The organism is Mycobacterium appelbergii, assembly GCF_032883035.1.
In the GTDB taxonomy this organism is placed as follows: domain Bacteria; phylum Actinomycetota; class Actinomycetes; order Mycobacteriales; family Mycobacteriaceae; genus Mycobacterium; species Mycobacterium appelbergii.
This window is the reverse complement of the sequence record NZ_JAMQTH010000009.1, coordinates 267101-290814: the sequence shown is the minus strand read 5'-3', so window position 1 is coordinate 290814 and position 23714 is coordinate 267101. Positions and strand designations below refer to the sequence as shown.

Genomic DNA, 23714 nt, shown 5'->3' with positions numbered 1-23714 from the left:
AGTCCCGAAAGGGGAAAGGGAGTTACGTGCTAGACGTCAACTTCTTCGATGAACTCCGCATCGGCCTCGCTACCGCGGACGACATCCGCAACTGGTCCTTCGGCGAGGTAAAGAAGCCGGAGACCATCAACTACCGCACGCTCAAGCCTGAGAAGGACGGCCTGTTCTGCGAGAAGATCTTCGGACCGACTCGCGACTGGGAGTGCTACTGCGGCAAGTACAAGCGCGTGCGCTTCAAGGGCATCATCTGTGAGCGCTGCGGCGTCGAGGTGACCCGCGCCAAGGTGCGTCGTGAGCGGATGGGCCACATCGAACTGGCCGCACCCGTCACGCACATCTGGTACTTCAAGGGTGTGCCGTCCCGGTTGGGCTACCTGCTCGACCTGGCCCCGAAGGATCTCGAGAAGATCATCTACTTCGCGGCCTACGTGATCACCGCCGTGGACGACGAGATGCGCCACAACGAGCTGTCCACGCTGGAGGCCGAAATGGTCGTCGAGCGTAAAGCCGTTGAGGATCAGCGGGACGCCGACCTGGAGGCCCGCGCCCAGAAGCTCGAGGCCGACATGGCCGAGCTGGAGGCCGAGGGCGCCAAGTCCGACGTGCGCCGCAAGGTGCGCGACGGCGGCGAGCGTGAGATGCGTCAGCTCCGTGACCGGGCCCAGCGTGAGCTGGACCGGCTCGAGGAGATCTGGACGACGTTCACCAAGCTGGCCCCCAAGCAGCTCATCGTCGACGAGGTGCTCTACCGCGAGCTGCAGGACCGCTACGGCGAGTACTTCCAGGGCGCCATGGGTGCGGAGTCGATCAAGAAGCTCATCGAGACCTTCGACATCGACGCCGAGGCCGAGTCGCTGCGCGACACCATCAAGAACGGCAAGGGCCAGAAGAAGCTTCGCGCCCTCAAGCGGCTGAAGGTCGTCGCGGCGTTCCAGATGAACCGCAACTCGCCCATGGGCATGGTGCTCGACGCCGTCCCGGTGATCCCGCCGGAACTGCGTCCGATGGTTCAGCTCGACGGTGGCCGTTTCGCCACCTCCGACCTGAACGACCTGTACCGCCGCGTGATCAACCGCAACAACCGTCTCAAGAGGCTGATCGACCTCGGTGCCCCCGAGATCATCGTCAATAACGAGAAGCGGATGCTGCAGGAGTCGGTGGACGCGCTGTTCGACAACGGCCGTCGTGGCCGGCCCGTCACCGGGCCGGGCAACCGTCCGCTGAAGTCGCTGAGCGACCTGCTCAAGGGCAAGCAGGGCCGGTTCCGTCAGAACCTGCTCGGCAAGCGCGTCGACTACTCGGGCCGTTCGGTCATCGTGGTGGGCCCGCAGCTCAAGCTGCACCAGTGCGGTCTGCCCAAGCTGATGGCGCTCGAACTGTTCAAGCCGTTCGTGATGAAGCGTCTGGTCGACCTGAACCACGCGCAGAACATCAAGAGCGCCAAGCGCATGGTGGAACGTCAGCGTCCCCAGGTGTGGGATGTCCTCGAAGAGGTCATCGGTGAGCACCCGGTGCTGCTGAACCGCGCACCGACGCTGCACCGCCTCGGTATCCAGGCCTTCGAACCGCAGCTGGTCGAGGGCAAGGCCATCCAGCTGCACCCGCTGGTGTGTGAGGCGTTCAACGCCGACTTCGACGGTGACCAGATGGCCGTGCACCTTCCGCTGTCCGCGGAGGCGCAGGCCGAGGCACGCATCCTGATGCTGTCGTCGAACAACATCCTGTCCCCGGCGTCGGGCAAGCCGTTGGCCATGCCGCGTCTGGACATGGTGACCGGCCTGTACTTCCTGACCACCGAGATTCCTGGCGACAAGGGCGAATACGTCGCTGCCGCCAAGGATGAGCCGGAGTCGGGTGTGTACAGCTCACCGGCCGAGGCCATCATGGCGCTCGATCGTGGCTCGCTTTCGGTGCGGTCCAAGATCAAGGTCCGGCTGACGCAGCAGCGGCCGGCGCTGGATCTCGAGGCCGAGCTGTTCGAGAACGGATGGAAGCCGGGCGACGCGTGGACCGCCGAGACCACCTTGGGTCGCGTGCTGTTCAACGAGCTGCTGCCGAAGAGCTATCCGTTCATCAACGAGCAGATGCACAAGAAGGTCCAGGCCCGGATCATCAACGATCTGGCCGAGCGCTACCCGATGATCGTGGTCGCGCAGACCGTGGACAAGCTCAAGGACGCCGGCTTCCACTGGGCCACCCGTTCGGGTGTCACCATCGCCATGTCCGACGTGCTGGTTCCGCCGCAGAAGCAGGAGATCCTGGAGCGGCACGAGGCCGAGGCCGACGCGATCGAGCGCAAGTACCAGCGTGGTGCCTTGAACCACAAGGAGCGCAACGACTCGCTGGTCAAGATCTGGCAGGACGCCACCGAAGAGGTCGGTAAGGCGATGGAGGAGTACTACCCGGCCGACAACCCGATCATCACGATCGTGAAGTCCGGCGCCACGGGTAACCTCACCCAGACCCGCACCCTGGCCGGCATGAAGGGCCTGGTGACGAACCCGAAGGGTGAGTTCATCCCGCGTCCGATCAAGTCCTCGTTCCGTGAGGGCCTGACCGTGCTGGAGTACTTCATCAACACCCACGGTGCTCGTAAGGGCCTGGCGGACACTGCGCTGCGTACCGCTGACTCGGGTTACCTGACCCGTCGTCTGGTGGACGTCTCACAGGACGTCATCGTCCGCGAGACCGACTGCGAGACCGAGCGTGGCATCAACGTCACGCTGGCCGAGCGGGCAGCGGACGGTTCGCTGATCCGGGACGCGCACGTCGAGACCAGTGCGTTCGCGCGCACCCTGGCCACCGACGCGGTCGACGACAAGGGCAACGTCGTCATCGAGCGTGGACACGACCTCGGTGACCCGGCGATCGACGCACTGTTGGCGGCGGGCATCTCCCAGGTCAAGGTGCGTTCGGTGCTGACCTGCGCCAGCGCGAGCGGTGTGTGCGCCAAGTGCTACGGCCGTTCGATGGCCACCGGCAAGCTGGTCGACATCGGGGAAGCCGTCGGCATCGTCGCCGCCCAGTCCATCGGTGAGCCCGGCACGCAGCTGACCATGCGTACGTTCCACCAGGGTGGTGTCACCGGTGGTGCCGACATCGTCGGTGGTCTGCCCCGCGTCCAGGAGCTGTTCGAGGCTCGTATTCCGCGGAACAAGGCGCCTATCGCCGACGTCGCGGGCCGGGTCCGGCTGGAGGAGAGCGACAAGTTCTTCAAGATCACCATCGTTCCCGACGATGGTGGCGAGGAAGTTGTCTACGACAAGCTCACCAAGCGTCAGCGCCTGCGGGTCATGACCCACGAGGACGGCTCGGAGGGCGTGCTCTCCGACGGCGACCACGTCGAGGTCGGCGACCAGTTGATGGAAGGCTCTGCCGATCCGCACGAGGTCCTGCGTGTGCAGGGTCCGCGTGAGGTGCAGATCCACCTCGTCAAGGAGGTCCAGGAGGTCTACCGGGCCCAGGGTGTGTCGATCCACGACAAGCACATCGAGGTCATCGTCCGGCAGATGCTGCGTCGCGTCACGATCATCGATTCGGGTGCCACGGAGTTCCTGCCCGGCTCGCTCACCGAGCGCGCCGAGTTCGAGACCGAGAACCGTCGGGTGGTTGCCGAGGGTGCTGAGCCCGCGGCAGGCCGTCCGGTGCTGATGGGTATCACCAAGGCATCGCTGGCCACCGATTCGTGGCTGTCGGCGGCGTCGTTCCAGGAGACCACGCGTGTGCTGACCGATGCGGCGATCAACTGCCGCAGCGACAAGCTGCAGGGTCTGAAGGAAAACGTGATCATCGGCAAGCTGATCCCGGCCGGTACCGGTATCAACCGCTACCGCAACATCCAGGTGCAGCCGACCGAAGAAGCCCGCGCTGCGGCGTACACGATCCCGTCCTACGAGGATCAGTACTACAGCCCGGACTTCGGCCAGGCGACCGGTGCCGCAGTGCCGCTGGACGATTACGGATACAGCGACTACCGCTAGTTCACACGGAAAAGCCCCCGCTTCGGCGGGGGCTTTTTCGTGTTGCGGGCATGGTGGCGGCCGTGTCGGCACGGCTCACTAGACTGGCCGCGTGCTCATTGGTTCGCATGTAGACAACGACGATCCGCTGGCCGCAGCAGCCGCTGACGGGGCCGACGTGGTGCAGTTCTTCCTCGGCAATCCGCAGAGCTGGAAGAAGCCCAGGCCGCGTGAGGACGCCGAGGTGCTGAAGGCAGCAGGCGTACCGCTGTATGTGCATGCCCCGTACCTGATCAACGTCGCCTCGGCGAACAACCGGGTCCGGATCCCGTCGCGCAAGATCCTTCAGGACACGTGCGGCGCGGCCGCCGAGATCGGTGCCACGGCCGTGATCGTGCACGGCGGCCATGCCGATGACAACGACATGGAGGCCGGTTTCGAGCGCTGGGTCAAGGCGCTGGACTATCTGAAAACCGACGTGCCGGTGTATTTGGAGAACACCGCGGGTGGCGACCACGCGATGGCCCGCCACTTCGACATCATCGCCCGGTTGTGGGATCAGATTGGCGACAAGGGTATCGGTTTCTGCCTGGACACCTGCCACGCGTGGGCGGCGGGGGAGGCACTGATCGACGCGGTGGACCGAATCAAGGCCATCACCGGCCGCATCGACCTGGTCCATTGCAACGACTCGCGCGATGCTGCCGGGTCCGGCGCAGACCGGCACGCGAATTTCGGCGCGGGCCAGATCGACCCGCAGCTGCTGGCCGCCGTCGTCAAGGCAGCGGACGCGCCGGTGATCTGCGAAACGGCAGCAGAAGGCCGCAAGGACGACATCGCGTTCCTGCGGGAGCACGCGTCCTAATGGTTGCCAAACACTGGGTGACGCGGCGGTGAACTAGGCTCTTCTGCGTGTCCACGATTGACGACGAGCCGTCAATCGCGCTGTCGGAGCAAGATGCTGACAGTGTCGTCGACCGTCGGGCTCGCAAACTCCGCGCATTGCGCTACGGGGCGATCGCCATTTGGGCTGCCGTGGTGGTCTACCGCACCGCCACCGATGGCTTCGCCTTCAACCGAGAGCTGTTGCTGCTCTACATCTGCACCGGGCTGCTTGCCGCCAGCATCGGGCAGGGACGGCGCATGCTCTATGTCATCCGCGACTGGCTGCCCTTCGCTCTGGTGCTCGTGGCCTACGACCTCAGCAGGGGAGCGGCGACCCTGATCGGGCGACCCACCCTGTGGCACTGGCAGGTTGACGCCGACCGGTGGCTGTTCTTCGGGACGGTGCCGACGGTGTGGCTGCAGGAGCAGCTGAAACTTCCTCATCCGCCGTGGTGGGAAGTGGTGATCAGCTCCGTTTACATGTCGTTTTTCATCCTGCCCTACGTGGTGGCAGGGGTGCTGTGGCTGCGCGACCGCGACGAGTGGAAGCGCTTCGTCAGGCTGTTCGTCGGGCTGTCCTTCATCGCGCTGGTGATCTACGCACTGTTGCCTGCGGCTCCGCCGTGGGCGGCTGCGCGGTGCACGGCGGGCGATGTCGACGGTGGGCCGTCAGACCCGCGGTGCATGTTCAGTTCGGCACGCGGGGTGCCCGACGGCGGCTTGTTGGGCGCGATGCAGTCGAGCCAGGACGGCGCGCACGACTGGATCGAACGAATCGTGGGCCGCGGCTGGGGCAAGCTCAACCTGCACTCGGCCACCGCCCTGCTTGATCAGGGGCAGGCCAGCGTGAACCTCGTGGCGGCGATCCCGTCGCTGCATGCGGGTCTTACTGCCGCGGTTGCCGCATTCCTGTGGCATCGGGTGCACCGCAGATGGCGGCCGTTGCTCGTCGCCTATCCGCTGATCATGGCGTTCACCCTGGTGTATACGGCCGAGCATTACGTCGTCGACATCCTGCTCGGCTGGGTGCTCGCCGCCGTGGTGGTGTTTGCGTTCAGTCGTTATGAGTCGCGCCGGGCGCGGCGGGTGGCGGAGGCTCCGGTTGAGTCGGCCCCTGAACCGGCTGAACCGGTCGAACCGGTCGACCGCTGCCGGGTCGACCGGGCGTCAGGTGAGGTAGACCTTGCGCAGCGTTTCGGTGACGGTCCAGACGGTGCTGCTGCCCGCAATCAAGCGGACGACGTCGCCTGGGCCGAGACGCAGCATCGGACTGCCGTCGGCGAACTCGACCGAAGCTGAGCCGGACAGCACCACGAAGACCTCATCGGCTTCGACATCGGTCATCACTCCCGGCGTCATCTCCCACACGCCGATCTCGAGACCGCCGAAGTCGTCCAGCGCCACGGCGCCCGTGCTCGGCGCGCCGCCGACCGACTGATCGGCAGGCACCGGCTCGTGCTTCAGATCGAGCGCGGCGGCGTGAACGACGGTGTTGGGGGTCATCGGACAAGTATGCGGAAGTGCCCCCGAACGCACTCCGCGAGCCACGCGAGCGCATTACAACTATTGTGCGGTTGTCGAAATACTGTAATAGTGGGGTATGGCTGCTGATACGCACGTCGTCACCAATCAGGTTCCTCCGCTTGAGGACTACAACCCCGCGACCTCGCCGGTGCTCACCGAAGCCCTCATCCGTGAAGGCGGGGAATGGGGCCTAGATGAGGTGACCGAACTGGGCGCGCTCGCCGGCACCGCGAAGGCGCAGCGGTGGGGTGAGTTGGCCGACCGCAACCAGCCGATCCTGCACACCCATGACCGGTACGGCCACCGCGTCGACGAGGTCGAATACGACCCCGCCTACCACGAGTTGATGAATGTGGCCGTAACCCACGGTCTGCACGCGGCTCCCTGGGCCGACGACCGCGACGGCGCGCACGTGGTCCGCGCCGCGAAAACCTCGGTGTGGACACCCGAACCCGGGCACATCTGCCCGATCTCGATGACGTATGCCGTCGTGCCCGCGCTGCGGTTCAATCCCGAACTCGCCCAGACGTATGAGCCGCTGCTGACCAGTCGGGTCTACGACCCAGAACTCAAGGTGCCTGCGACCAAGGCAGGCATCACCGCGGGCATGTCGATGACAGAGAAGCAGGGTGGCTCCGACGTCCGGGCCGGCACCACGCAAGCCGTTCCCAACGGCGACGGTACGTACTCGCTCACCGGGCACAAGTGGTTCACCTCGGCGCCGATGTGTGACGTCTTCCTCGTGCTGGCCCAGGCGCGCGGGGGCGAGCGGAGCGACGGGGGGGCATCAGGCGGTCTGAGCTGTTTCTTCCTGCCGCGCATCCTGCCCGACGGCACCCGTAACCGGATGCTGCTGCAGCGGCTCAAGGACAAGCTCGGCAACCACGCCAACGCCTCGAGTGAAGTCGAGTACGACGGTGCGACGGCCTGGCTGGTCGGTGAGGAGGGGCGCGGTGTACCCACCATCATCGAGATGGTCAACCTGACCCGGCTCGACTGCACGCTGGGCAGCGCGACCAGTATGCGCAGTGGGCTGAGCCGGGCCGTGCACCATGCGCAGCATCGAAAGGCGTTCGGCGCATACCTGATCGACCAGCCGCTGATGCGCAATGTGATTGCCGACCTTGCGGTTGAGGCCGAAGCCGCGACGATGCTCGCCATGCGCATGGCCGGTGCCACCGACAAGGCCATCCGCGGTGACGAGCGGGAGACGCTGCTGCGTCGCATCGGTCTGGCCGCAGGCAAGTACTGGGTGTGCAAACGTGCCACGCCGCACGCCGCGGAGGCGATGGAATGCCTGGGCGGGAACGGTTATGTCGAGGAGTCCGGGATGCCGCGGCTGTACCGGGAGGCCCCGCTGATGGGAATCTGGGAAGGCTCGGGCAACGTCAGTGCGCTGGACACCTTGCGTGCCATGGCCACTCGGCCCGAATGCATCGAAGTGCTGTTCGACGAGCTGGCCAAGACCACCGGCCACGATCCACGCCTCGACGCCCAGGTCAGCGCCCTTCGGACGGACCTCGCCGAGATGGAGACCATCCAATACCGCGCCCGCAAGGTCGCCGAGGACATCTCGTTGGCACTGCAAGGTTCGCTGCTGGTGCGCTACGGACACCCCGCGGTGGCCGAGGCATTCCTTGCCAGCCGGCTCGGCGGGCAGTGGGGTGGCGCGTTCGGAACCTTGCCCACGGGACTGGATCTCGCGCCGATCATCGAGCGCGCGTTGGTCAAGGGATGACGTCTCCGGCCGGGCAGACGCCGCGGGGAAAGGGGACGGTATGACTCACTCGATCAGGCCGGTGGACTTCGACGATCTCAAAACGATGACGTATGAGGTGACAGGCCGGATAGCCCGCATCACCTTCAACCGTCCGGAGAAGGGCAACGCGATCGTCGCCGATACCCCACTGGAACTCTCGGCGCTCGTCGAACGCGCCGACCTCGACCCGAACGTGCACGTCATTCTGATATCCGGTCGCGGCGAAGGGTTCTGCGCGGGTTTCGATCTCGGCGCGTACGCGGAAGGGTCGTCGTCCGCCGGTGGCGGTAGCCCGTACCAGGACACCGTGCTGTCGGGTAAGACCCAGGCCGTCAACCACCTGCCGGATCAGCCGTGGGATCCGATGATCGACTACCAGATGATGAGCAGGTTCGTGCGGGGCTTTTCCAGCCTCATGCACGCCGACAAGCCGACTGTGGTCAAGATCCACGGGTACTGCGTGGCCGGGGGCACCGACATTGCGCTGCACGCCGACCAGGTGATCGCCGCCTCCGACGCCAAGATCGGCTATCCGCCGATGCGCGTGTGGGGCGTGCCAGCGGCCGGTCTGTGGGCGCACCGGCTGGGGGACCAGCGTGCGAAACGCCTACTGTTCACTGGTGACTGCCTCACCGGCGCCCAGGCCGCCGAGTGGGGACTGGCCGTCGAGGCTCCCGAACCCGAGGATCTCGACGAGCGTACCGAGCGCCTGGTCGAACGCATCGCCGCGATGCCGGTCAACCAGCTGATCATGGCCAAGCTGGCCTGCAACGCCACGCTGCTGCAGCAGGGGGTGGCGACCAGCCAGATGGTCAGCACGGTGTTCGACGGGATAGCGCGTCACACCCCGGAGGGCCATGCGTTCGTCGCGCAGGCCCGGGAGCACGGTTTCCGTGAGGCGGTACGGCAGCGCGACGAGCCGATGGGTGATCACGGGCGCAGGACCTCAGGGGTCTGATATGCCCGCGCTGAACCGGATGACCGCACGGTCGGTGGTGCTCAGTGTGCTGCTCGGCGCCCATCCGGCGTGGGCCTCGGCCGCCGATCTGATCCGGCTGACAGCTGATTTCGACATCAGAGAGCCGACGTTGCGGGTGGCGCTGACGCGCATGGTCAGCGCCGGTGACCTGGTCCGCTCGGCAGACGGTTACCGGCTCTCCGACCGTCTGCTGGCCCGGCAACGCCGTCAGGACAACGCGATCAATCCGCGGGTGCGGGACTACGCCGGCGACTGGCTCACCGCGGTGATCACCAGCGTCGGGACTGACGCGCGTACCCGGGCGTCGCTGCGAAGTGCCTTGCAGCAGCACCGTTTCGGTGAGCTGCGCGAAGGGGTGTGGATGCGGCCGGACAATCTCGAGCAGGAGCTGACGCAGGAGATCACCGAACGCGTGCGGGTGCTGCGCACCACCGACGACGACCCGGCCGGGCTGGCGGAGGCGTTGTGGGATCTGCCCGGGTGGGTGCAGACCGCGCATCAGCTGCTCGACGAGATGAACTCCGCCGTCGACATTCCGGGCCGCTTCGTCACCGCCGCGGGCATCGTGCGGCACCTGCTCACCGATCCGGTGTTGCCCGACGACCTGCTTCCCGCCGATTGGCCGGGACCCGCATTGCGGAAGGCCTACACCGACTTCGCCGCCGAACTCGTCGCGCGGCGGGACGACACCGAACTCGTGGAGGCAACGTGACCGAACCCGTCCGGACCGAACGCAACGGCGCGGTCACCACCGTGATCATCGATCGGCCGCACGCCCGCAATGCCGTCAACGGCCCCACCGCCGCGGCGTTGTTCGCCGCGTTCGAGGAGTTCGATGCCGACGACTCCGCGTCGGTGGCGGTGCTGGCCGGTGACGGTGGAACCTTCTGTGCCGGAGCCGATCTCAAGGCGTTCGGCACCGACGAGGCCAACCAGGTGCACCGCACCGGACCGGGGCCGATGGGCCCGAGTCGGATGGTGCTGTCCAAACCGGTGATCGCGGCGATCAGCGGACACGCGGTAGCCGGCGGGATGGAACTGGCGCTGTGGTGTGACCTCCGGGTGATGGAAGAAGATGCGGTGATGGGCGTGTTCTGCCGGCGCTGGGGCGTTCCGCTCATCGACGGCGGCACCGTGCGGTTGCCCCGGTTGATCGGGCAGAGCCGTGCCATGGACCTGATCCTTACCGGCAGGCCCGTTGATGCGGCCGAGGCTCACTCGATCGGACTGGCGAACCGTGTCGTGCCCAAAGGTCAAGCGCGCCAACATGCACAGGAGTTGGCCGCCGAGCTGGCGAAACTACCGCAGCAGTGCCTGCGTGCCGACCGGCTGTCGGCGTTGGCTCAGTGGGGTCTGCCCGAAGAGGCTGCCATGGACCAGGAGTTCGCCAGCATCTCGCGGGTGGCGGCCGAGGCCGTCGAGGGCGCAGGCCGCTTCGCCGCGGGCGCAGGCAGGCACGGGGCGAGCGCCTAATCCTTGTTGATCTTGTTGCCGCTTCCGGTGTCGTTGAGCTTGGGGTCGCCCGCCTTGTAGGTGACGGTGTTGTTGAGTCCCACCACTGTCAGGTTCTTGTCGATCTTGTCGATCGTGATCGTGTTGTCGGACCCACCGATGTTCACGTTGGAGCAGGTGCCCTTGACGGTCAGCGTGTTGTTGGCGCCGCCCACGTTGAGCGATTTCCCGTCGGCACAATCGATATCGGTGGTGGTGCCGACCGATCCGTAGTTGATAGTGTTGCCGATTTCGAGCTGCGCTCCCGACGGGCCCGCGGTGGCGCTGGGCGTGTTGGCGTCCTCGCTGTCCGAACCGCAGCCGGACAGCCCGAACGCCACGAGAGCTGCCGCGGCGCAGCCGACGATCCTGGTGGTGTGGGTCAACATGCTTCCTCGTTTTCTTCTCTCAGGCAGGGACGCGGTCGAGCCGGTTGGTCATCCCGAGCTCGCGGCCGCGGTCGACGAGTATCGGGTCGCCGTTCTTGAAGAACACCGTCTGGTCCCAGCCGTACACCGTGACGTCATTGATGACGTTGTCGGCGATGATGGTGTTCGACGAACCCTGGACAGTCACCGCCCAGCACGTCCCCATCGCGTTGACGTGATTCCCGCTGCCGTTGACGATCAACGTCGCGCCGTTGCAGTCCAGGGTCTGAACGATGCCCTGTCCGACGATCGTGGTGTCGCCGTTCTTGGCCGAGGCCGCGGGCACTCCCACGGTCAGCACCGCAGGCAACGTGATCACACCGGCCGCCAGCATGCGGCCCACAGCTGTCCAACGCACGGGATCCCCTTCCGATTCGATGGAACGAAGCGTACGTTGCGCCGCAGCCGTCGGGCACTGCTTGGTCACTTCGAGCTGCGGCGGGGAGATGAGTCGCGTGAGTTGACGGTGCTCGGTAGCGTATTGACCGATGCGTCGGCGTGTTACGGAGGTTGCTGCCGTGGCGGTCACAGCGTTGGTGACTGCCACGGGTTGTTCGCACACCGTGGCCGGGACGGCGCAACGGGCGCAGCCGGGCGTCCCGGACCCCGATCGCAACTACGGCTATGTCGACGACCGGTGCGGTCTGCTGCTCGACAGTTCGATCCAGGAGATCCTCGGTGCCGACAACGTGGTCCGGCCCTACAGCGGCGCGGTCTGTCAATACGTGTTGTCGCGCACAGCTGCCGGCGCGCCCGCTGGCCCCGACGGGGGCGCCGGCGCGCCTCTGAACATGCTCGACGTGGTCTTCTCCTGGTTCGAATCCGGCAGCCTCGAGCGGGAACGGGCGGTCGCGCAGGAACGTGACGCACAGATCACCGACACGGTCGTCGAGCGGCATCAGGCGTTCCTGGCGCGGCGCGACGTCACCGGCGCGGCGTGCTCGGCCACCGCATCGGCCGGTACGGGCGTGCTGAGCTGGTGGGTGCAGTTCCGCGGTCAGCCCGGCGGGGATCCATGCAAGGACGCCGAGTTGCTGCTGTCGAGAACTCTGCAATCGGAACTCTGACGTGTCTCACCGGTCCTCGCGCCTCAAGCGCCTCGCCGTCGGCGCTGCCGTCGGCGGCGCCCTGCTCGCCGGATGCAGCACTTCGGAGCAGCCCGCGAACCCGGCGTCGCCGCAGCCGCCGGGCGGGGGTTTCCACAGCGCCGACTGCAACGGGGTGACCGACGACGATGTGGCCGCGGCGGTGGACTCCTCGATGTTCACCAAGGCGGTGGTCAACGACACCGGCTGCTTCTGGCAGGAGAACTCCGTGCTCGGCGGCACCTTCGGCGCGGGCATGGGCATCTCGACCTGGTGGTACCGGGGGAGCGACCTGGACACCGAACGGTCGTTGGAGCAGCGCGCGGGGCGCACCCTGACCGAACTGTCCATCGACGGCAACAAAGGGTTCAAGGCCGCCGACGCCAACGTCTGCAGTATCTATGTGGCAAAAGGCGGCGACGTCATCACCTGGTCGATCCAGTCGATGAACCCGGTCGAGCTGCCCGATCTCTGCACGATCACCGGTCAACTCGCCCAACTCAGCCAGGACCGGGTGAACTGACCTGCGTCGCAGGAAGGACTAGAGTTTCACGGCGGCCCTGTTCTGGGGTCGTACACCGTCGACCAAAGAGGTAGTGCCCACATGTCAGCTCGACCGGAGCCGCAATCGGCTGGTAGCCGCACGCGCCCGGCGCGGACCACGAGGCTCAGCCGCGACGCGATCGTCAACGCCGCACTGACCTTCCTGGATCGTGAGGGTTGGGATGCGCTGACCATCAACGCGCTGGCCGGCCAACTCGGTACCAAGGGCCCCTCTCTGTACAACCACGTGCACAGCCTGGAAGACCTGCGGCGCACGGTCCGGATGCGGGTGATCGACGACATCATCGGAATGCTCAACACCGTCGGCCAGGGACGCACCCGCGATGACGCCGTGGTGACGATGGCCAGCGCGTACCGCAGCTACGCCCATCACCATCCGGGCCGGTATTCGGCGTTCACCCGGATGCCGTTCGGCGGTGACGATCCCGAGTACTCGGCGGCCACCAAAGCCGCGGCCGGGCCGGTCATCTCAGTGCTGGCGTCCTACGGGATGGAAGGTGAGGATGCGTTCTACGCAGCACTGGAGTTCTGGTCGGCGCTACACGGGTTTGTCCTGCTGGAAATGACCGGTGTGATGGACGACCTCGACACCGATGCGGTGTTCACCGATATGGTCCTGCGGTTGGCGGCTGGTATGGAAAAGCGGTAGGCATAGCCGTACAGTGGCTCTTGACCTGGGATTAGTCGGCTGCTGACGAGTTTGGTTCGTCGCGGTCGGCCCTGGTATTGTGGTGGATCGTGCCTGGCCGGAAAGGCGCATGCGGCTGAGTTCGTTCGCAAGCGTGCCCGCACGCCGGGCCAATTCGCATGTCTATCACGGATCGGAATTCCCCCGGTGCGGACAGGCGCGACACGCCCGGATGCGGGGTACGCATCCGGGGGATGACTGCAGTACAGAGACTTAGAACGACCGAAGTACGACACGCAACATAGGAAGCCGGTACATGCCAACCATCAACCAGCTGGTCCGCAAGGGTCGCCGCGACAAGATCGCCAAGGTGAAGACCGCGGCCCTCAAGGGCAGCCCGCAGCGCCGCGGCGTGTGCACCCGCGTGTACACCACCACCCCGAAGAAGCCGAACTCGGCGCTTCGGAAGGTCGCGCGCGTGAAGCTGACCAGCCAGGTCGAGGTCACCGCCTACATCCCCGGCGAGGGCCACAACCTGCAGGAGCACTCGATGGTGCTGGTGCGCGGCGGTCGTGTGAAGGACCTTCCCGGTGTGCGCTACAAGATCATCCGCGGCTCGCTCGACACCCAGGGTGTCAAGAACCGCAAGCAGGCCCGTAGCCGTTACGGCGCCAAGAAGGAGAAGAGCTGATGCCGCGCAAGGGTCCCGCGCCGAAGCGTCCGTTGGTCAACGATCCGGTCTACGGGTCGCAGCTGGTCACCCAGCTGGTCAACAAGGTGCTGCTGGATGGGAAGAAGTCGCTGGCCGAGCGCATTGTCTATGGTGCGCTCGAACAGGCTCGTGACAAGACCGGCACCGATCCGGTGGTCACCCTCAAGCGCGCTCTGGACAACGTCAAGCCGGCTCTCGAGGTCCGCAGCCGCCGTGTCGGTGGCGCCACCTACCAGGTGCCGGTCGAGGTGCGTCCGGAGCGTTCGGTCACGCTGGCGCTGCGCTGGCTGGTGAGTTTCTCCAAGGCCCGTCGCGAGAAGACCATGGTCGAGCGGCTGGCCAACGAGATCCTGGATGCCAGCAATGGCCTGGGTGCTGCCGTGAAACGGCGTGAAGACACCCACAAGATGGCCGAGGCGAACCGGGCCTTCGCGCACTACCGCTGGTGACACGCAGACCGGCGGCTTCCGATGATGTTTGCCGCCGGCGCATTCGAAACACCTGACTCAGCAAGCGAAAGAGATGACTTCCGTGGCACAGGACGTGCTGACTGACCTGAACAAGGTCCGCAACATCGGCATCATGGCTCACATCGACGCCGGTAAGACGACGACGACCGAGCGCATCCTCTACTACACCGGCGTCAACTACAAGATCGGTGAGACGCACGACGGTGCCTCCACGACCGACTGGATGGAGCAGGAGCAGGAGCGGGGTATCACCATCACCTCCGCAGCCGTGACCTGCTTCTGGAACAACAACCAGATCAACATCATCGACACCCCCGGGCACGTCGACTTCACCGTCGAGGTGGAGCGCAGCCTGCGGGTTCTCGATGGTGCGGTCGCCGTCTTCGACGGCAAGGAAGGCGTCGAGCCGCAGTCCGAGCAGGTGTGGCGGCAGGCCGACAAGTACGACGTTCCGCGCATCTGTTTCGTCAACAAGATGGACAAGCTGGGCGCCGACTTCTACTTCACCGTGCAGACCATCAAGGACCGCCTCGGCGCCAAGCCTCTGGTCATCCAGCTGCCGATCGGCGCTGAGAACGACTTCGAGGGCATCGTCGACCTGGTCGAGATGAAGGCCAAGGTGTGGCGCGGCGAGACCAAGCTCGGCGAGAGCTACGAGACCGTCGAGATCCCCGCGGACCTCCTCGAGAAGGCTGAGCAGTACCGCAGCGAGCTGATGGACACGGTCGCCGAGACCGATGAGGCACTGCTCGAGAAGTACTTCGGTGGTGAGGAACTCACGATCGAGGAGATCAAGGGCGCCATCCGCAAGCTGACGGTGCGCAGCGAGCTCTACCCGGTGCTGTGCGGCAGTGCGTTCAAGAACAAGGGCGTGCAGCCGATGCTGGACGCGGTCATCGACTACCTCCCGTCCCCGCTGGACGTCGAGTCGGTGCGCGGCCACGTTCCCGGCAAGGAAGACGAAGAGATCTTCCGCAAGCCGTCGGTCGACGAGCCGTTCTCGGCACTGGCGTTCAAGATCGCGGTGCACCCGTTCTTCGGCAAGCTCACCTACGTCCGGGTGTACTCCGGCAAGGTGGAGTCCGGCGCGCAGGTCATCAACGCGACCAAGGGCAAGAAGGAGCGGCTGGGCAAGCTGTTCCAGATGCACGCCAACAAAGAGAACCCCGTGGATACGGCTTCGGCCGGTCACATCTACGCGGTGATCGGGCTGAAGGACACCACCACCGGTGACACCCTGAGCGATCCGAACCAGCAGGTTGTGCTGGAGTCGATGACGTTCCCGGATCCGGTCATCGAGGTCGCCATCGAGCCCAAGACCAAGAGCGACCAGGAAAAGCTGTCGATCGCGATCCAGAAGCTGGCCGAAGAGGATCCCACCTTCAAGGTGCACCAGGACTCCGAGACCGGCCAGACCGTGATCGGCGGTATGGGCGAGCTGCACCTGGACATCCTGGTCGACCGCATGCGTCGCGAGTTCAAGGTCGAGGCCAATGTCGGCAAGCCGCAGGTGGCCTACCGCGAGACCATTCGACGCAAGGTCGAAAAGGTCGAGTTCACCCACAAGAAGCAGACGGGTGGCTCGGGTCAGTTCGCGAAGGTGCTCGTCAGCATCGAGCCCTTCGTGGGCGAGGACGGCGCCACCTACGAGTTCGAGAACAAGGTCACCGGCGGCCGCATCCCCCGCGAGTACATCCCGTCGGTCGACGCGGGTGCGCAGGACGCGATGCAGTACGGCGTGCTGGCCGGGTACCCCCTGGTCAATCTGAAGCTCATCCTGCTGGACGGCGCCTACCATGAGGTCGACTCTTCGGAGATGGCCTTCAAGATCGCCGGTTCGCAGGTGCTGAAGAAGGCTGCGCAGGCTGCGCAGCCGGCCATCCTCGAACCGATCATGGCCGTCGAGGTCACCACACCCGAGGACTATATGGGTGAGGTGATCGGCGACCTGAACTCCCGCCGTGGTCAGATCCAGGCCATGGAGGAGCGCAGCGGGGCGCGCGTCGTCAAGGCGAATGTGCCGCTGTCGGAGATGTTCGGCTACGTCGGCGACCTTCGGTCGAAGACCCAGGGCCGGGCGAACTACTCCATGGTGTTCGACTCGTATGCCGAGGTTCCGGCGAACGTGTCGAAGGAGATCATCGCGAAGGCGACGGGTCAGTAACCTGTCCTGCTGTCACCGCGGCGAGTAACAACTGAAGAAATCATCACTGCTTACATAGCACCAACACAGTCCAGGAGGACACCACAGTGGCGAAGGCGAAGTTCGAGCGGACGAAGCCGCACGTCAACATCGGGACCATCGGTCACGTTGACCACGGCAAGACCACGCTGACCGCAGCAATCACCAAGGTTCTGCACGATAAGTACCCGGCGTTGAACGAGTCGCGCGCATTCGACCAGATCGACAATGCGCCTGAAGAGCGGCAGCGCGGCATCACGATCAACATCTCCCACGTGGAGTACCAGACCGAGAAGCGTCACTACGCACACGTCGACGCCCCCGGTCACGCCGACTACATCAAGAACATGATCACCGGCGCTGCCCAGATGGACGGCGCGATCCTGGTGGTCGCCGCTACCGACGGCCCGATGCCGCAGACCCGCGAGCACGTGCTGTTGGCCCGCCAGGTGGGTGTGCCCTACATCCTGGTCGCGCTGAACAAGGCCGACATGGTCGAGGACGAAGAGCTCATCGAGCTCGTCGAGATGGAGGTCCGCGAGCTGCTGGCCTCACAGGAATTCGACGAGGAAGCACCGGTCATCAAGGTGTCGGCGCTGAAGGCTCTCGAAGGCGACGAGAAGTGGGTGAAGTCCGTCGAGGACCTCATGGAAGCAGTCGACGAGTCGATCCCGGACCCGGTCCGTGAGACCGAGAAGCCGTTCCTGATGCCCGTTGAGGACGTCTTCACCATCACCGGTCGTGGCACCGTTGTCACCGGTCGTGTCGAGCGTGGCGTGATCAACGTCAACGAAGAGGTCGAGATCGTCGGTATCAAGCCGACGACCACCAAGACCACCGTCACCGGCGTCGAGATGTTCCGCAAGCTGCTCGACCAGGGTCAGGCCGGCGACAACGTCGGTCTGCTGGTCCGCGGCATCAAGCGCGAGGACGTCGAGCGTGGCCAGGTTGTCGTCAAGCCCGGCACCACGACCCCGCACACCGAGTTCGAGGGCAGCGTCTACATCCTGTCCAAGGACGAGGGCGGCCGCCACACGCCGTTCTTCAACAACTACCGTCCGCAGTTCTACTTCCGCACCACGGACGTGACCGGTGTGGTGACCCTGCCCGAGGGCACCGAGATGGTGATGCCCGGTGACAACACCGACATCTCCGTCAAGCTGATCCAGCCCGTCGCCATGGACGAGGGCCTGCGGTTCGCCATCCGTGAGGGTGGACGTACCGTCGGCGCCGGCCGGGTTACCAAGATCAACAAGTAGGCTCGCCTACGTGATCAATAAGTAATTGGTCTGACGCTCCAAGAAAAGCGGCGCTCACCTCCGGGTGGGCGCCGCTTTCGTATCTCTTGTGTAACGGGTGTAACACCTGTGGCATTTGAGGCGATGATGGTTGCAGAGTTGAGTTTCACCGAAGGGTCTGGGGTCATGTTCCGACGTATCAGTGCGCTGTTGGGCGCGGTAGCGGTTGGCAGCGTACTGGTGGGGTTGGTGGCCGCTCCGGCGGCTGCGGCTCCCGACTGCCCGGACCTGCATTGGATCGGCGTCGCCGGCTCGGGTGAGCGCGATGGTGATCCGACGGTCAACGGCGGGATGGGTCGGGTGGTCTACCAGTCCCTGAGCGACATTTCCCGGCTGGTGCAACAGGACGGCCGAACCCTGACCGCCGAAGCGGTGGATTACCCCGCGGCACCGGTGCCCGCCGACGGCGATCTGCTGGGCTGGGGCGGCTTCATGCACAGTGTCGACACCGGCGTGGCGGCACTCGGCAACCAGTACGCCGCGTTCGTACAACAGTGCCCGAACACCAAGGTCGTGCTGGCCGGATACTCCCAAGGCGCGATGGTGGTGCACCGCAATCTGCATGCGTTGGCGGCCAGCCCGAACCTCGCGGCCGCACTCCTGGTCGCCGACGGTGACCGACTGCCCAACGACGCCACACTCAACCTGGGCACGGCGACCGCGCTGCCCGACGCGGGAAAGGGCGTGGCCCAGGATTGGCCGACGCTGTCCCACGCACCGGCCCCACTACCGGTTTTCATCGGTAGTCGCACGATCAGCGTGTGCGACCGCGGCGACGCGGTCTGCGACTATGACGAGGATGCCGATGAGGTGACGGCGACCGCGATCGCCATCCACACCAGTTATGCCACCGGCCGCACCAGCGGGCTCAGGTGGACCTGGCCGCTGTACCAGTTGCTCAGGCCTGCACCGTCGCAGGGCCAATTGGTGCCTGCCGGTAGCTGAGCGGTCCGCTTCCGGACACTTCAGAGCGTTAGGCTGTCTTCTCCCGACCGACGACAGGAGTAGGCGATGGCAACGTTCTGGCGGTATGTGCGGATTCAGGCGTTCGTCCTGCTGTGCGGCATCGTCGGTCCGATATTCCTGACGGTCTATTTCATGACCGGGGCAGAGCCGATGATGAAGTGGATGTTTTGGACCGGTCTGCTGATCACTGTCGCCGACGTCCTGATTGCTCTGGCGATCACCGGCTACGGCGCACAGTCGACCGCCAAGTATCAGGCGCTCGAACAGAACGGCGTGCTGGCGTTGGCTCAGGTTACCGGCATCCAGGAGACCAACACCCGGATCAACGACCAGCCGCTGGTCAAGTTGGATCTGCAGATATCGGGGCCCGGCATCGCTCCGTTCGCCTCGCAGGACCGGGTGATCGCCTCGATCACCCGGTTCCCGATGATCACCAGCCGCAAGCTGGTCGCGCTCGTCGACCCGTCCACCAACGAGTACCAGATCGACTGGGAAAGAAGCGGTTTGGTCAGTGGCCTGATGCCGGCGACATTCACCGTGGCCGAGGACAACGCCACCTACGATCTGACCGGTCAGGCCGAGCCGCTCATGGAGATTCTGCAGATCCTCAAGGCGCACAACATCGGTATGAACAATATGGTCGACCTCCGCGCGAACCCGGCGGCGCGTCAACAGGTACAGGCGGTGGTGCGGCGGGCGGCGGCCAGGCAGGCGCCCGCCGCACCCGCATCGCCCGTATCGCCGCAAACTTCGGCGGCTACGCCCCCGCTGCTTGCCGCGCCGGAACCGTCAACCGCACAACGCCTGCAGGAACTGGAGACGTTGCGTGCCACCGGTGCCGTCACCGAGGCCGAATACACGGCGAAGCGACAGCAGATCATCGCCGATCTGTAACCCACCGCGGGGCCGTTGAATTCGGGCGGCATCACCTGTGCGGTGCGCTGGTTGCGATTGCTGCGCAGCTGTTCCCATTCGTCAATTTTCCCGAGCCGACCGACGAGTGTGGTTTACGGTGACAGCGGGTTCAAGATCGCCAAGCTCGGAGACGGGATATGACCTCTACTGAGGAAACCGAGAAGGCCGAGGCGAAGGTCAGCCTGCCGACGCTGACCGCGATGGTCGTCGGCTCGATGATCGGGTCGGGTGTCTTTCTGCTGCCGCGGCGGTTCGGCGCCGAAACCGGTGTGGCAGGGGCGCTGGTCGCCTGGACGATCGCCGGCACCGGTATGTTGATGCTGGCCTTCGTGTTTCAGCGCCTGGCCACCCGAAAACCCCACCTCGATGCCGGGGTGTACGCCTATGCCAAGGCCGGGTTCGGCGACTACGTCGGCTTCAACTCGGCCTTCGGGTTCTGGGCCTCTGCGTGTGCCGGGAACACCTCGTACTGGGTGTTGATCATGGCGACGGCGAGTGCGTTGTTCCCGTCACTCGGGTCCGGAGACACCCTGATTGCGGTGGTCATCGGCTCGGTGGGGGTGTGGCTGTTCTGTTACCTGATCCTGCGCGGCGTCAAGGAGGCCGCGATCATCAACCGGATCGCCACCTTCGCCAAAGTCGTTCCCATCCTGGTGTTTATCGTGATTGCGATCATCGCCTTCAAAGCCGATGTGTTCGCCGCGAACTTCTGGGGCGGTGACGGAAACTACTCTTGGAACTCACTGTTCGAGCAGGCCAAAGGCACGATGCTGATCACGGTATTCGTGTTCATGGGTATCGAAGGCGCCAGCGTCTACTCCCGATACGCGAAGAAACGGGAGGACGTCGGCCGAGCCACGGTGATCGGGTTCCTCTCGGTACTGGCCGTATTCATGTTGGTCACGTTGTGCTCGTACGGTGTGATGTCGCAGAACGAGCTGGGTCAGGTGGACGACCCGCCGATGGCCGCGGTGCTGGAATCGGTGGTCGGCCAGTGGGGCTCGGTGTTCATCCGTATCGGAGTCCTGCTCTCGGTGCTGGGCGCGTACCTGGCGTGGACACTGATGGCGGCCGAGATCCTTTATCTCCCCGCCAAGAACGACGACATGCCGAAGTTTCTGGCCAAGACCAATTCCCAGGGAGCACCCGTCTACGCGTTGATCATGGCGGGCGGCCTGGTGCAGCTGCTGCTGATCCTGGTGCTGTTCACCGCCGACGCCCTGGACTTCATGTTGGATCTGACTGCGGCGCTGGCGTTGATCCCGTATCTGCTGGCCGCGGCGTACGCGCTCAAACTCACGATCACCCGCGAGACCTACGGGGATCGCCGTTCCCTGGTGCCCGACACGATTGTGGCCGCATTGGCGACGGTCTACACGCTGTTCCTGGTCTACGCCGCCGGCTGGGATCACCTGCTGCTGTCCTGCCTGCTCTACGCGCCGGGAGCGGTGCTGTACGTCATTGCCCGGCGGGAACGTCGCCGACGCATATTCAAGCCCGCCGAGGCGGTGCTGTTCGGCGTGATCGTGCTGGGGGCGATTGCCGCCGTGGTGAGCCTGAGCACGGGAGCCATTGCGCTCGATCTGCCGAATCCGGTGGAGACGACGGGGCTCGTCCAACTGCCTGATCCGGCTGAGACGACCGGAGTCAAGTGATTGAAAGGACTGCGATGACCAATCGAACTGCCGCGTACGGCGTGCATTCCGAGGTGGGCAAGCTCCGCAAGGTGCTGGTGTGTTCCCCCGGGCTCGCCCATGAGCGGCTGACCCCGACCAACTGTGACGATCTGCTGTTCGATGACGTCCTCTGGGTGCAGAACGCACGCCGCGACCACTTCGACTTCATGGACAAGATGCGCGACCGCGACGTCGAGGTGGCCGAGCTGCACAACGTGCTGACCGCGACGATGGACATTCCCGAGGCCAAGGAGTGGCTGCTCGACAGGAAGATCGTCGTCAACGAAGTCGGGCTCGGACTGGTCGACGAGACACGCGGCTTCCTCGACTCGCTGGCCCCACGCCGGCTGGCCGAACTGTTGATCGGAGGCATGTCCATCCGCGATCTGCCCGCCGAGATGAGGTCGGGCTACCGCGGTTTGGCGCGCGAGGAAACCGGCGTCACCGAGTACCTGATGCCGCCGCTGCCCAACACGCTGTATACCCGCGACACCACGTGCTGGATCTACGGCGGCCTCACGCTCAACCCACTGTTCTGGCAGGCCCGTCACGACGAGACGCTGTTGATGAAGGCGATCTACCAGTTCCATCCCGATTACGTCGGCTCGACGGTGTGGTGGGGCGACCCGGAACAGTCCTGGGGCATGGCTTCGTTCGAGGGTGGTGACGTACTGGTGCCCGGCAACGGTGTCGTGCTGATCGGGATGAGCGAGCGCACGTCGCGCCAGGCCATCACCCAGGTGGCGGCGAAACTGTTCGCCGAGAACGCGGCCGAGAAGGTGATCGTCGCGGGGATGCCGAAGCTGCGCTCGGCAATGCATCTGGATACCGTCTTCACCTTCGCCGACCGCGACGTGGTGACGATCTATCCCGAAATCGTCGACTCCATACAGGCATTCGTGCTGCATCCCAGCGACACCGCTCCCGGTGTGGAGGTCGAGGAGGCGACCAAGCCGTTCGTCGAGGTGGTCGCGGGCGCGCTGGGGCTGGGTGCCCTGCGTGTCGTCGAGACCGGCGGTACCCGATACGACTCCGAGCGCCAGCAGTGGGACAGCGGCAACAACCTCGTCGCCGTGGAGCCGGGCGTGGTCTTCGCGTACGACCGCAATACCCACACGAATGCGCTGCTGCGCAAGGCGGGTGTCGAGGTGATCACGATCGTCGGGGCCGAGTTGGGGCGCGGCCGCGGCGGCGGGCACTGCATGACCTGCCCGATCATCCGTGACCCGCTCGAGTGGTAGGACTCTAGAACACGTTCTACTTTTGCTGTTAGCCTGGGCCCGGGCTCACGAAAGGACCGGTGATGACGACAGCTGGAGGACCGCTCGAAGGGCGGGTGGCATTCATAACCGGCGCGGCACGAGGCCAGGGCCGGGCGCATGCCGTCCGGCTGGCGAGCGAGGGTGCCGACATCATCGCGATCGACGTGTGCGCTGCCGTCGACGACACCATCACCTATGCGCCCGCCACGTCCGAGGACCTGGCCGAGACGGTCCGCGCGGTGGAGTCCACCGGACGCAAGGTACTCGCGCGTGAGGTCGACATCCGCGACCTGGCCGCACAGCAGCAGGTGGTTGCCGACGGCATCGAGCAGTTCGGCCGGCTCGACATCGTCGTCGCCAATGCCGGCGTGCTCAGCTGGGGGCGGATATTCGAGATGTCGCCCGAGCAGTGGGACACCGTCGTCGACGTCAACCTCAACGGCACCTGGCGCACGATCCGGGCGGCTGTCCCCGCGATGATCGAGGCGGGCAACGGTGGGTCGATCATCGTCGTCAGTTCCTCGGCGGGGCTCAAGGCCACCCCGGGCAACGGGCACTACGCGGCCTCCAAACACGGCCTGGTGGCATTGACCAACGGATTGGCACTTGAGGTGGGGGAGTACGGAATTCGGGTCAACTCGATCCATCCCTATTCCATCGACACCCCGATGATCGAGCCCGAGGCCATGGCGGAGATATTCGCCAAGTACCCGAGCTATCTGCACAGCTTCGCGCCGATGCCGCTGCGGCCGGTGGGCAACGGCAACGAGGGCTTGGCGGCGTTCATGACGGTCGAAGAAGTCGCCGACGTGGTGGCCTGGCTGGCCGGCGACGGCTCGGCCACGCTGTCCGGTAGCCAGATCGCCGTTGACCGTGGCGTCATGAAGTACTGAACTTTTCCCCGCGAGCAGACAGTTCGGTCCCCTTTGCG

Annotated in this window: 21 protein-coding genes and 1 pseudogene; 19 read left to right on the top strand and 3 right to left on the bottom strand. The window is 65.3% G+C overall.

Features of this window, described 5'->3' with window-relative positions; genetic code table 11:
* Positions 1-26 precede the first annotated feature (26 nt).
* The 3 genes from M1247_RS22225 (at position 27) to M1247_RS22215 (ending at position 6143) form a co-directional block, all read left to right on the top strand.
* Positions 27-3980: a DNA-directed RNA polymerase subunit beta' gene (locus tag M1247_RS22225; protein WP_317158533.1), complete on the top strand. Its 3954-nt coding sequence runs from the start codon at positions 27-29 to the stop codon at positions 3978-3980.
* Positions 3981-4071: 91 nt separating this feature from the next.
* Positions 4072-4824: a deoxyribonuclease IV gene (locus tag M1247_RS22220; RefSeq protein WP_317158532.1), complete on the top strand. Its 753-nt coding sequence runs from the start codon at positions 4072-4074 to the stop codon at positions 4822-4824.
* Positions 4825-4880: 56 nt separating this feature from the next.
* Positions 4881-6143 (top strand): phosphatase PAP2 family protein, encoded by a 1263-nt coding sequence (locus tag M1247_RS22215; RefSeq protein WP_410506921.1) that lies wholly within the window; start codon positions 4881-4883, stop codon positions 6141-6143.
* Here M1247_RS22215 and M1247_RS22210 read toward each other — a convergent pair.
* Positions 6081-6347 (bottom strand): annotated as a pseudogene (locus M1247_RS22210) (cupin domain-containing protein); the annotation flags it as partial. The gene M1247_RS22215 and the pseudogene M1247_RS22210 overlap by 63 nt on opposite strands.
* Positions 6348-6444: 97 nt before the next feature.
* Here M1247_RS22210 and M1247_RS22205 point away from each other — a divergent pair.
* The 4 genes from M1247_RS22205 to M1247_RS22190 are packed head-to-tail and all read left to right on the top strand — an operon-like array spanning position 6445 to position 10579.
* Complete coding sequence (locus M1247_RS22205; RefSeq protein WP_317158531.1) at positions 6445-8106, top strand: acyl-CoA dehydrogenase family protein; 1662 nt, start codon at positions 6445-6447, stop codon at positions 8104-8106.
* Positions 8107-8146: 40 nt separating this feature from the next.
* A complete protein-coding gene (locus tag M1247_RS22200; RefSeq protein WP_317158530.1) occupies positions 8147-9085 on the top strand; it encodes a crotonase/enoyl-CoA hydratase family protein in 939 nt (312 codons plus the stop codon).
* Position 9086: 1 nt separating this feature from the next.
* Positions 9087-9818: a PaaX family transcriptional regulator C-terminal domain-containing protein gene (locus tag M1247_RS22195; protein WP_317158529.1), complete on the top strand. Its 732-nt coding sequence runs from the start codon at positions 9087-9089 to the stop codon at positions 9816-9818.
* The gene (locus M1247_RS22190; protein ID WP_317158528.1) at positions 9815-10579 is read left to right on the top strand and encodes a crotonase/enoyl-CoA hydratase family protein; all 765 of its coding nucleotides are present in this window, start codon (positions 9815-9817) and stop codon (positions 10577-10579) included. Before M1247_RS22195 ends, M1247_RS22190 begins: the two co-directional genes overlap by 4 nt.
* Here M1247_RS22190 and M1247_RS22185 read toward each other — a convergent pair.
* Both M1247_RS22185 and M1247_RS22180 read right to left on the bottom strand, forming a co-directional pair.
* The gene (locus tag M1247_RS22185; RefSeq protein ID WP_317158527.1) at positions 10576-10986 is read right to left on the bottom strand and encodes a DUF3060 domain-containing protein; all 411 of its coding nucleotides are present in this window, start codon (positions 10984-10986) and stop codon (positions 10576-10578) included. The two genes, M1247_RS22190 and M1247_RS22185, sit on opposite strands and share 4 nt — an antisense overlap.
* A gap of 19 nt (positions 10987-11005) precedes the next feature.
* Complete coding sequence (locus tag M1247_RS22180; protein WP_317158606.1) at positions 11006-11359, bottom strand: DUF3060 domain-containing protein; 354 nt, start codon at positions 11357-11359, stop codon at positions 11006-11008.
* 154 nt (positions 11360-11513) lie between these two features.
* On the opposite strand from M1247_RS22180, the gene M1247_RS22175 reads away from it, so the two are divergent.
* The 12 genes from M1247_RS22175 (at position 11514) to M1247_RS22120 (ending at position 23676) form a co-directional block, all read left to right on the top strand.
* On the top strand, positions 11514-12092 hold the full coding sequence (locus M1247_RS22175; RefSeq protein ID WP_317158526.1) for a DUF3558 domain-containing protein: 579 nt from the start codon (positions 11514-11516) through the stop codon (positions 12090-12092).
* 1 nt (position 12093) lies between these two features.
* Positions 12094-12633 carry a DUF3558 domain-containing protein gene (locus M1247_RS22170; RefSeq protein ID WP_317158525.1) on the top strand — a complete coding sequence of 180 codons (540 nt, stop codon included), beginning with the start codon at positions 12094-12096 and terminating at the stop codon, positions 12631-12633.
* Between the two features lie 81 nt (positions 12634-12714).
* The gene (locus tag M1247_RS22165) at positions 12715-13323 is read left to right on the top strand and encodes a TetR/AcrR family transcriptional regulator (RefSeq protein WP_317158524.1); all 609 of its coding nucleotides are present in this window, start codon (positions 12715-12717) and stop codon (positions 13321-13323) included.
* A gap of 295 nt (positions 13324-13618) precedes the next feature.
* The gene (gene rpsL, locus M1247_RS22160) at positions 13619-13993 is read left to right on the top strand and encodes a 30S ribosomal protein S12 (RefSeq protein ID WP_011558401.1); all 375 of its coding nucleotides are present in this window, start codon (positions 13619-13621) and stop codon (positions 13991-13993) included.
* Positions 13993-14463, top strand: a complete 471-nt coding sequence (gene rpsG / locus M1247_RS22155) for a 30S ribosomal protein S7 (protein ID WP_317158523.1) — start codon at positions 13993-13995, stop codon at positions 14461-14463. The genes rpsL and rpsG overlap by 1 nt, the downstream gene beginning before the upstream one ends.
* An 82-nt stretch (positions 14464-14545) precedes the next feature.
* On the top strand, positions 14546-16648 hold the full coding sequence (gene fusA, locus M1247_RS22150; RefSeq protein ID WP_317158605.1) for an elongation factor G: 2103 nt from the start codon (positions 14546-14548) through the stop codon (positions 16646-16648).
* 86 nt (positions 16649-16734) lie between these two features.
* On the top strand, positions 16735-17925 hold the full coding sequence (gene tuf, locus M1247_RS22145) for an elongation factor Tu (protein WP_317158522.1): 1191 nt from the start codon (positions 16735-16737) through the stop codon (positions 17923-17925).
* 165 nt (positions 17926-18090) lie between these two features.
* On the top strand, positions 18091-18909 hold the full coding sequence (locus M1247_RS22140; RefSeq protein WP_317158521.1) for a cutinase family protein: 819 nt from the start codon (positions 18091-18093) through the stop codon (positions 18907-18909).
* 66 nt (positions 18910-18975) lie between these two features.
* Positions 18976-19824 carry an SHOCT domain-containing protein gene (locus M1247_RS22135; protein ID WP_317158520.1) on the top strand — a complete coding sequence of 283 codons (849 nt, stop codon included), beginning with the start codon at positions 18976-18978 and terminating at the stop codon, positions 19822-19824.
* Between the two features lie 158 nt (positions 19825-19982).
* Positions 19983-21500: a basic amino acid/polyamine antiporter gene (locus M1247_RS22130; RefSeq protein WP_317158519.1), complete on the top strand. Its 1518-nt coding sequence runs from the start codon at positions 19983-19985 to the stop codon at positions 21498-21500.
* A 14-nt stretch (positions 21501-21514) separates the two neighbouring features.
* Positions 21515-22762 (top strand): arginine deiminase, encoded by a 1248-nt coding sequence (locus tag M1247_RS22125; protein WP_317158518.1) that lies wholly within the window; start codon positions 21515-21517, stop codon positions 22760-22762.
* A 62-nt stretch (positions 22763-22824) separates the two neighbouring features.
* Complete coding sequence (locus tag M1247_RS22120) at positions 22825-23676, top strand: mycofactocin-coupled SDR family oxidoreductase (RefSeq protein ID WP_317158517.1); 852 nt, start codon at positions 22825-22827, stop codon at positions 23674-23676.
* Positions 23677-23714 lie beyond the last annotated feature (38 nt).

Bases quoted from the DNA above. Each gene is read 5' to 3' on its own strand.
- rpsG (WP_317158523.1), top strand. From the start codon at position 13,993: ATGCCGCGCAAGGGTCCCGCGCCGAAGCGTCCGTTGGTCAACGATCCG.
- M1247_RS22200 (WP_317158530.1), top strand. From the start codon at position 8,147: ATGACTCACTCGATCAGGCCGGTGGACTTCGACGATCTCAAAACGATG.
- M1247_RS22185 (WP_317158527.1), bottom strand. From the start codon at position 10,986: ATGTTGACCCACACCACCAGGATCGTCGGCTGCGCCGCGGCAGCTCTC.
- rpsL (WP_011558401.1), top strand. From the start codon at position 13,619: ATGCCAACCATCAACCAGCTGGTCCGCAAGGGTCGCCGCGACAAGATC.
- M1247_RS22135 (WP_317158520.1), top strand. From the start codon at position 18,976: ATGGCAACGTTCTGGCGGTATGTGCGGATTCAGGCGTTCGTCCTGCTG.
- M1247_RS22175 (WP_317158526.1), top strand. From the start codon at position 11,514: ATGCGTCGGCGTGTTACGGAGGTTGCTGCCGTGGCGGTCACAGCGTTG.
- M1247_RS22195 (WP_317158529.1), top strand. From the start codon at position 9,087: ATGCCCGCGCTGAACCGGATGACCGCACGGTCGGTGGTGCTCAGTGTG.
- M1247_RS22140 (WP_317158521.1), top strand. From the start codon at position 18,091: ATGTTCCGACGTATCAGTGCGCTGTTGGGCGCGGTAGCGGTTGGCAGC.
- M1247_RS22165 (WP_317158524.1), top strand. From the start codon at position 12,715: ATGTCAGCTCGACCGGAGCCGCAATCGGCTGGTAGCCGCACGCGCCCG.
- M1247_RS22130 (WP_317158519.1), top strand. From the start codon at position 19,983: ATGACCTCTACTGAGGAAACCGAGAAGGCCGAGGCGAAGGTCAGCCTG.
- M1247_RS22180 (WP_317158606.1), bottom strand. From the start codon at position 11,359: ATGCTGGCGGCCGGTGTGATCACGTTGCCTGCGGTGCTGACCGTGGGA.
- M1247_RS22125 (WP_317158518.1), top strand. From the start codon at position 21,515: ATGACCAATCGAACTGCCGCGTACGGCGTGCATTCCGAGGTGGGCAAG.
- M1247_RS22205 (WP_317158531.1), top strand. From the start codon at position 6,445: ATGGCTGCTGATACGCACGTCGTCACCAATCAGGTTCCTCCGCTTGAG.
- M1247_RS22120 (WP_317158517.1), top strand. From the start codon at position 22,825: ATGACGACAGCTGGAGGACCGCTCGAAGGGCGGGTGGCATTCATAACC.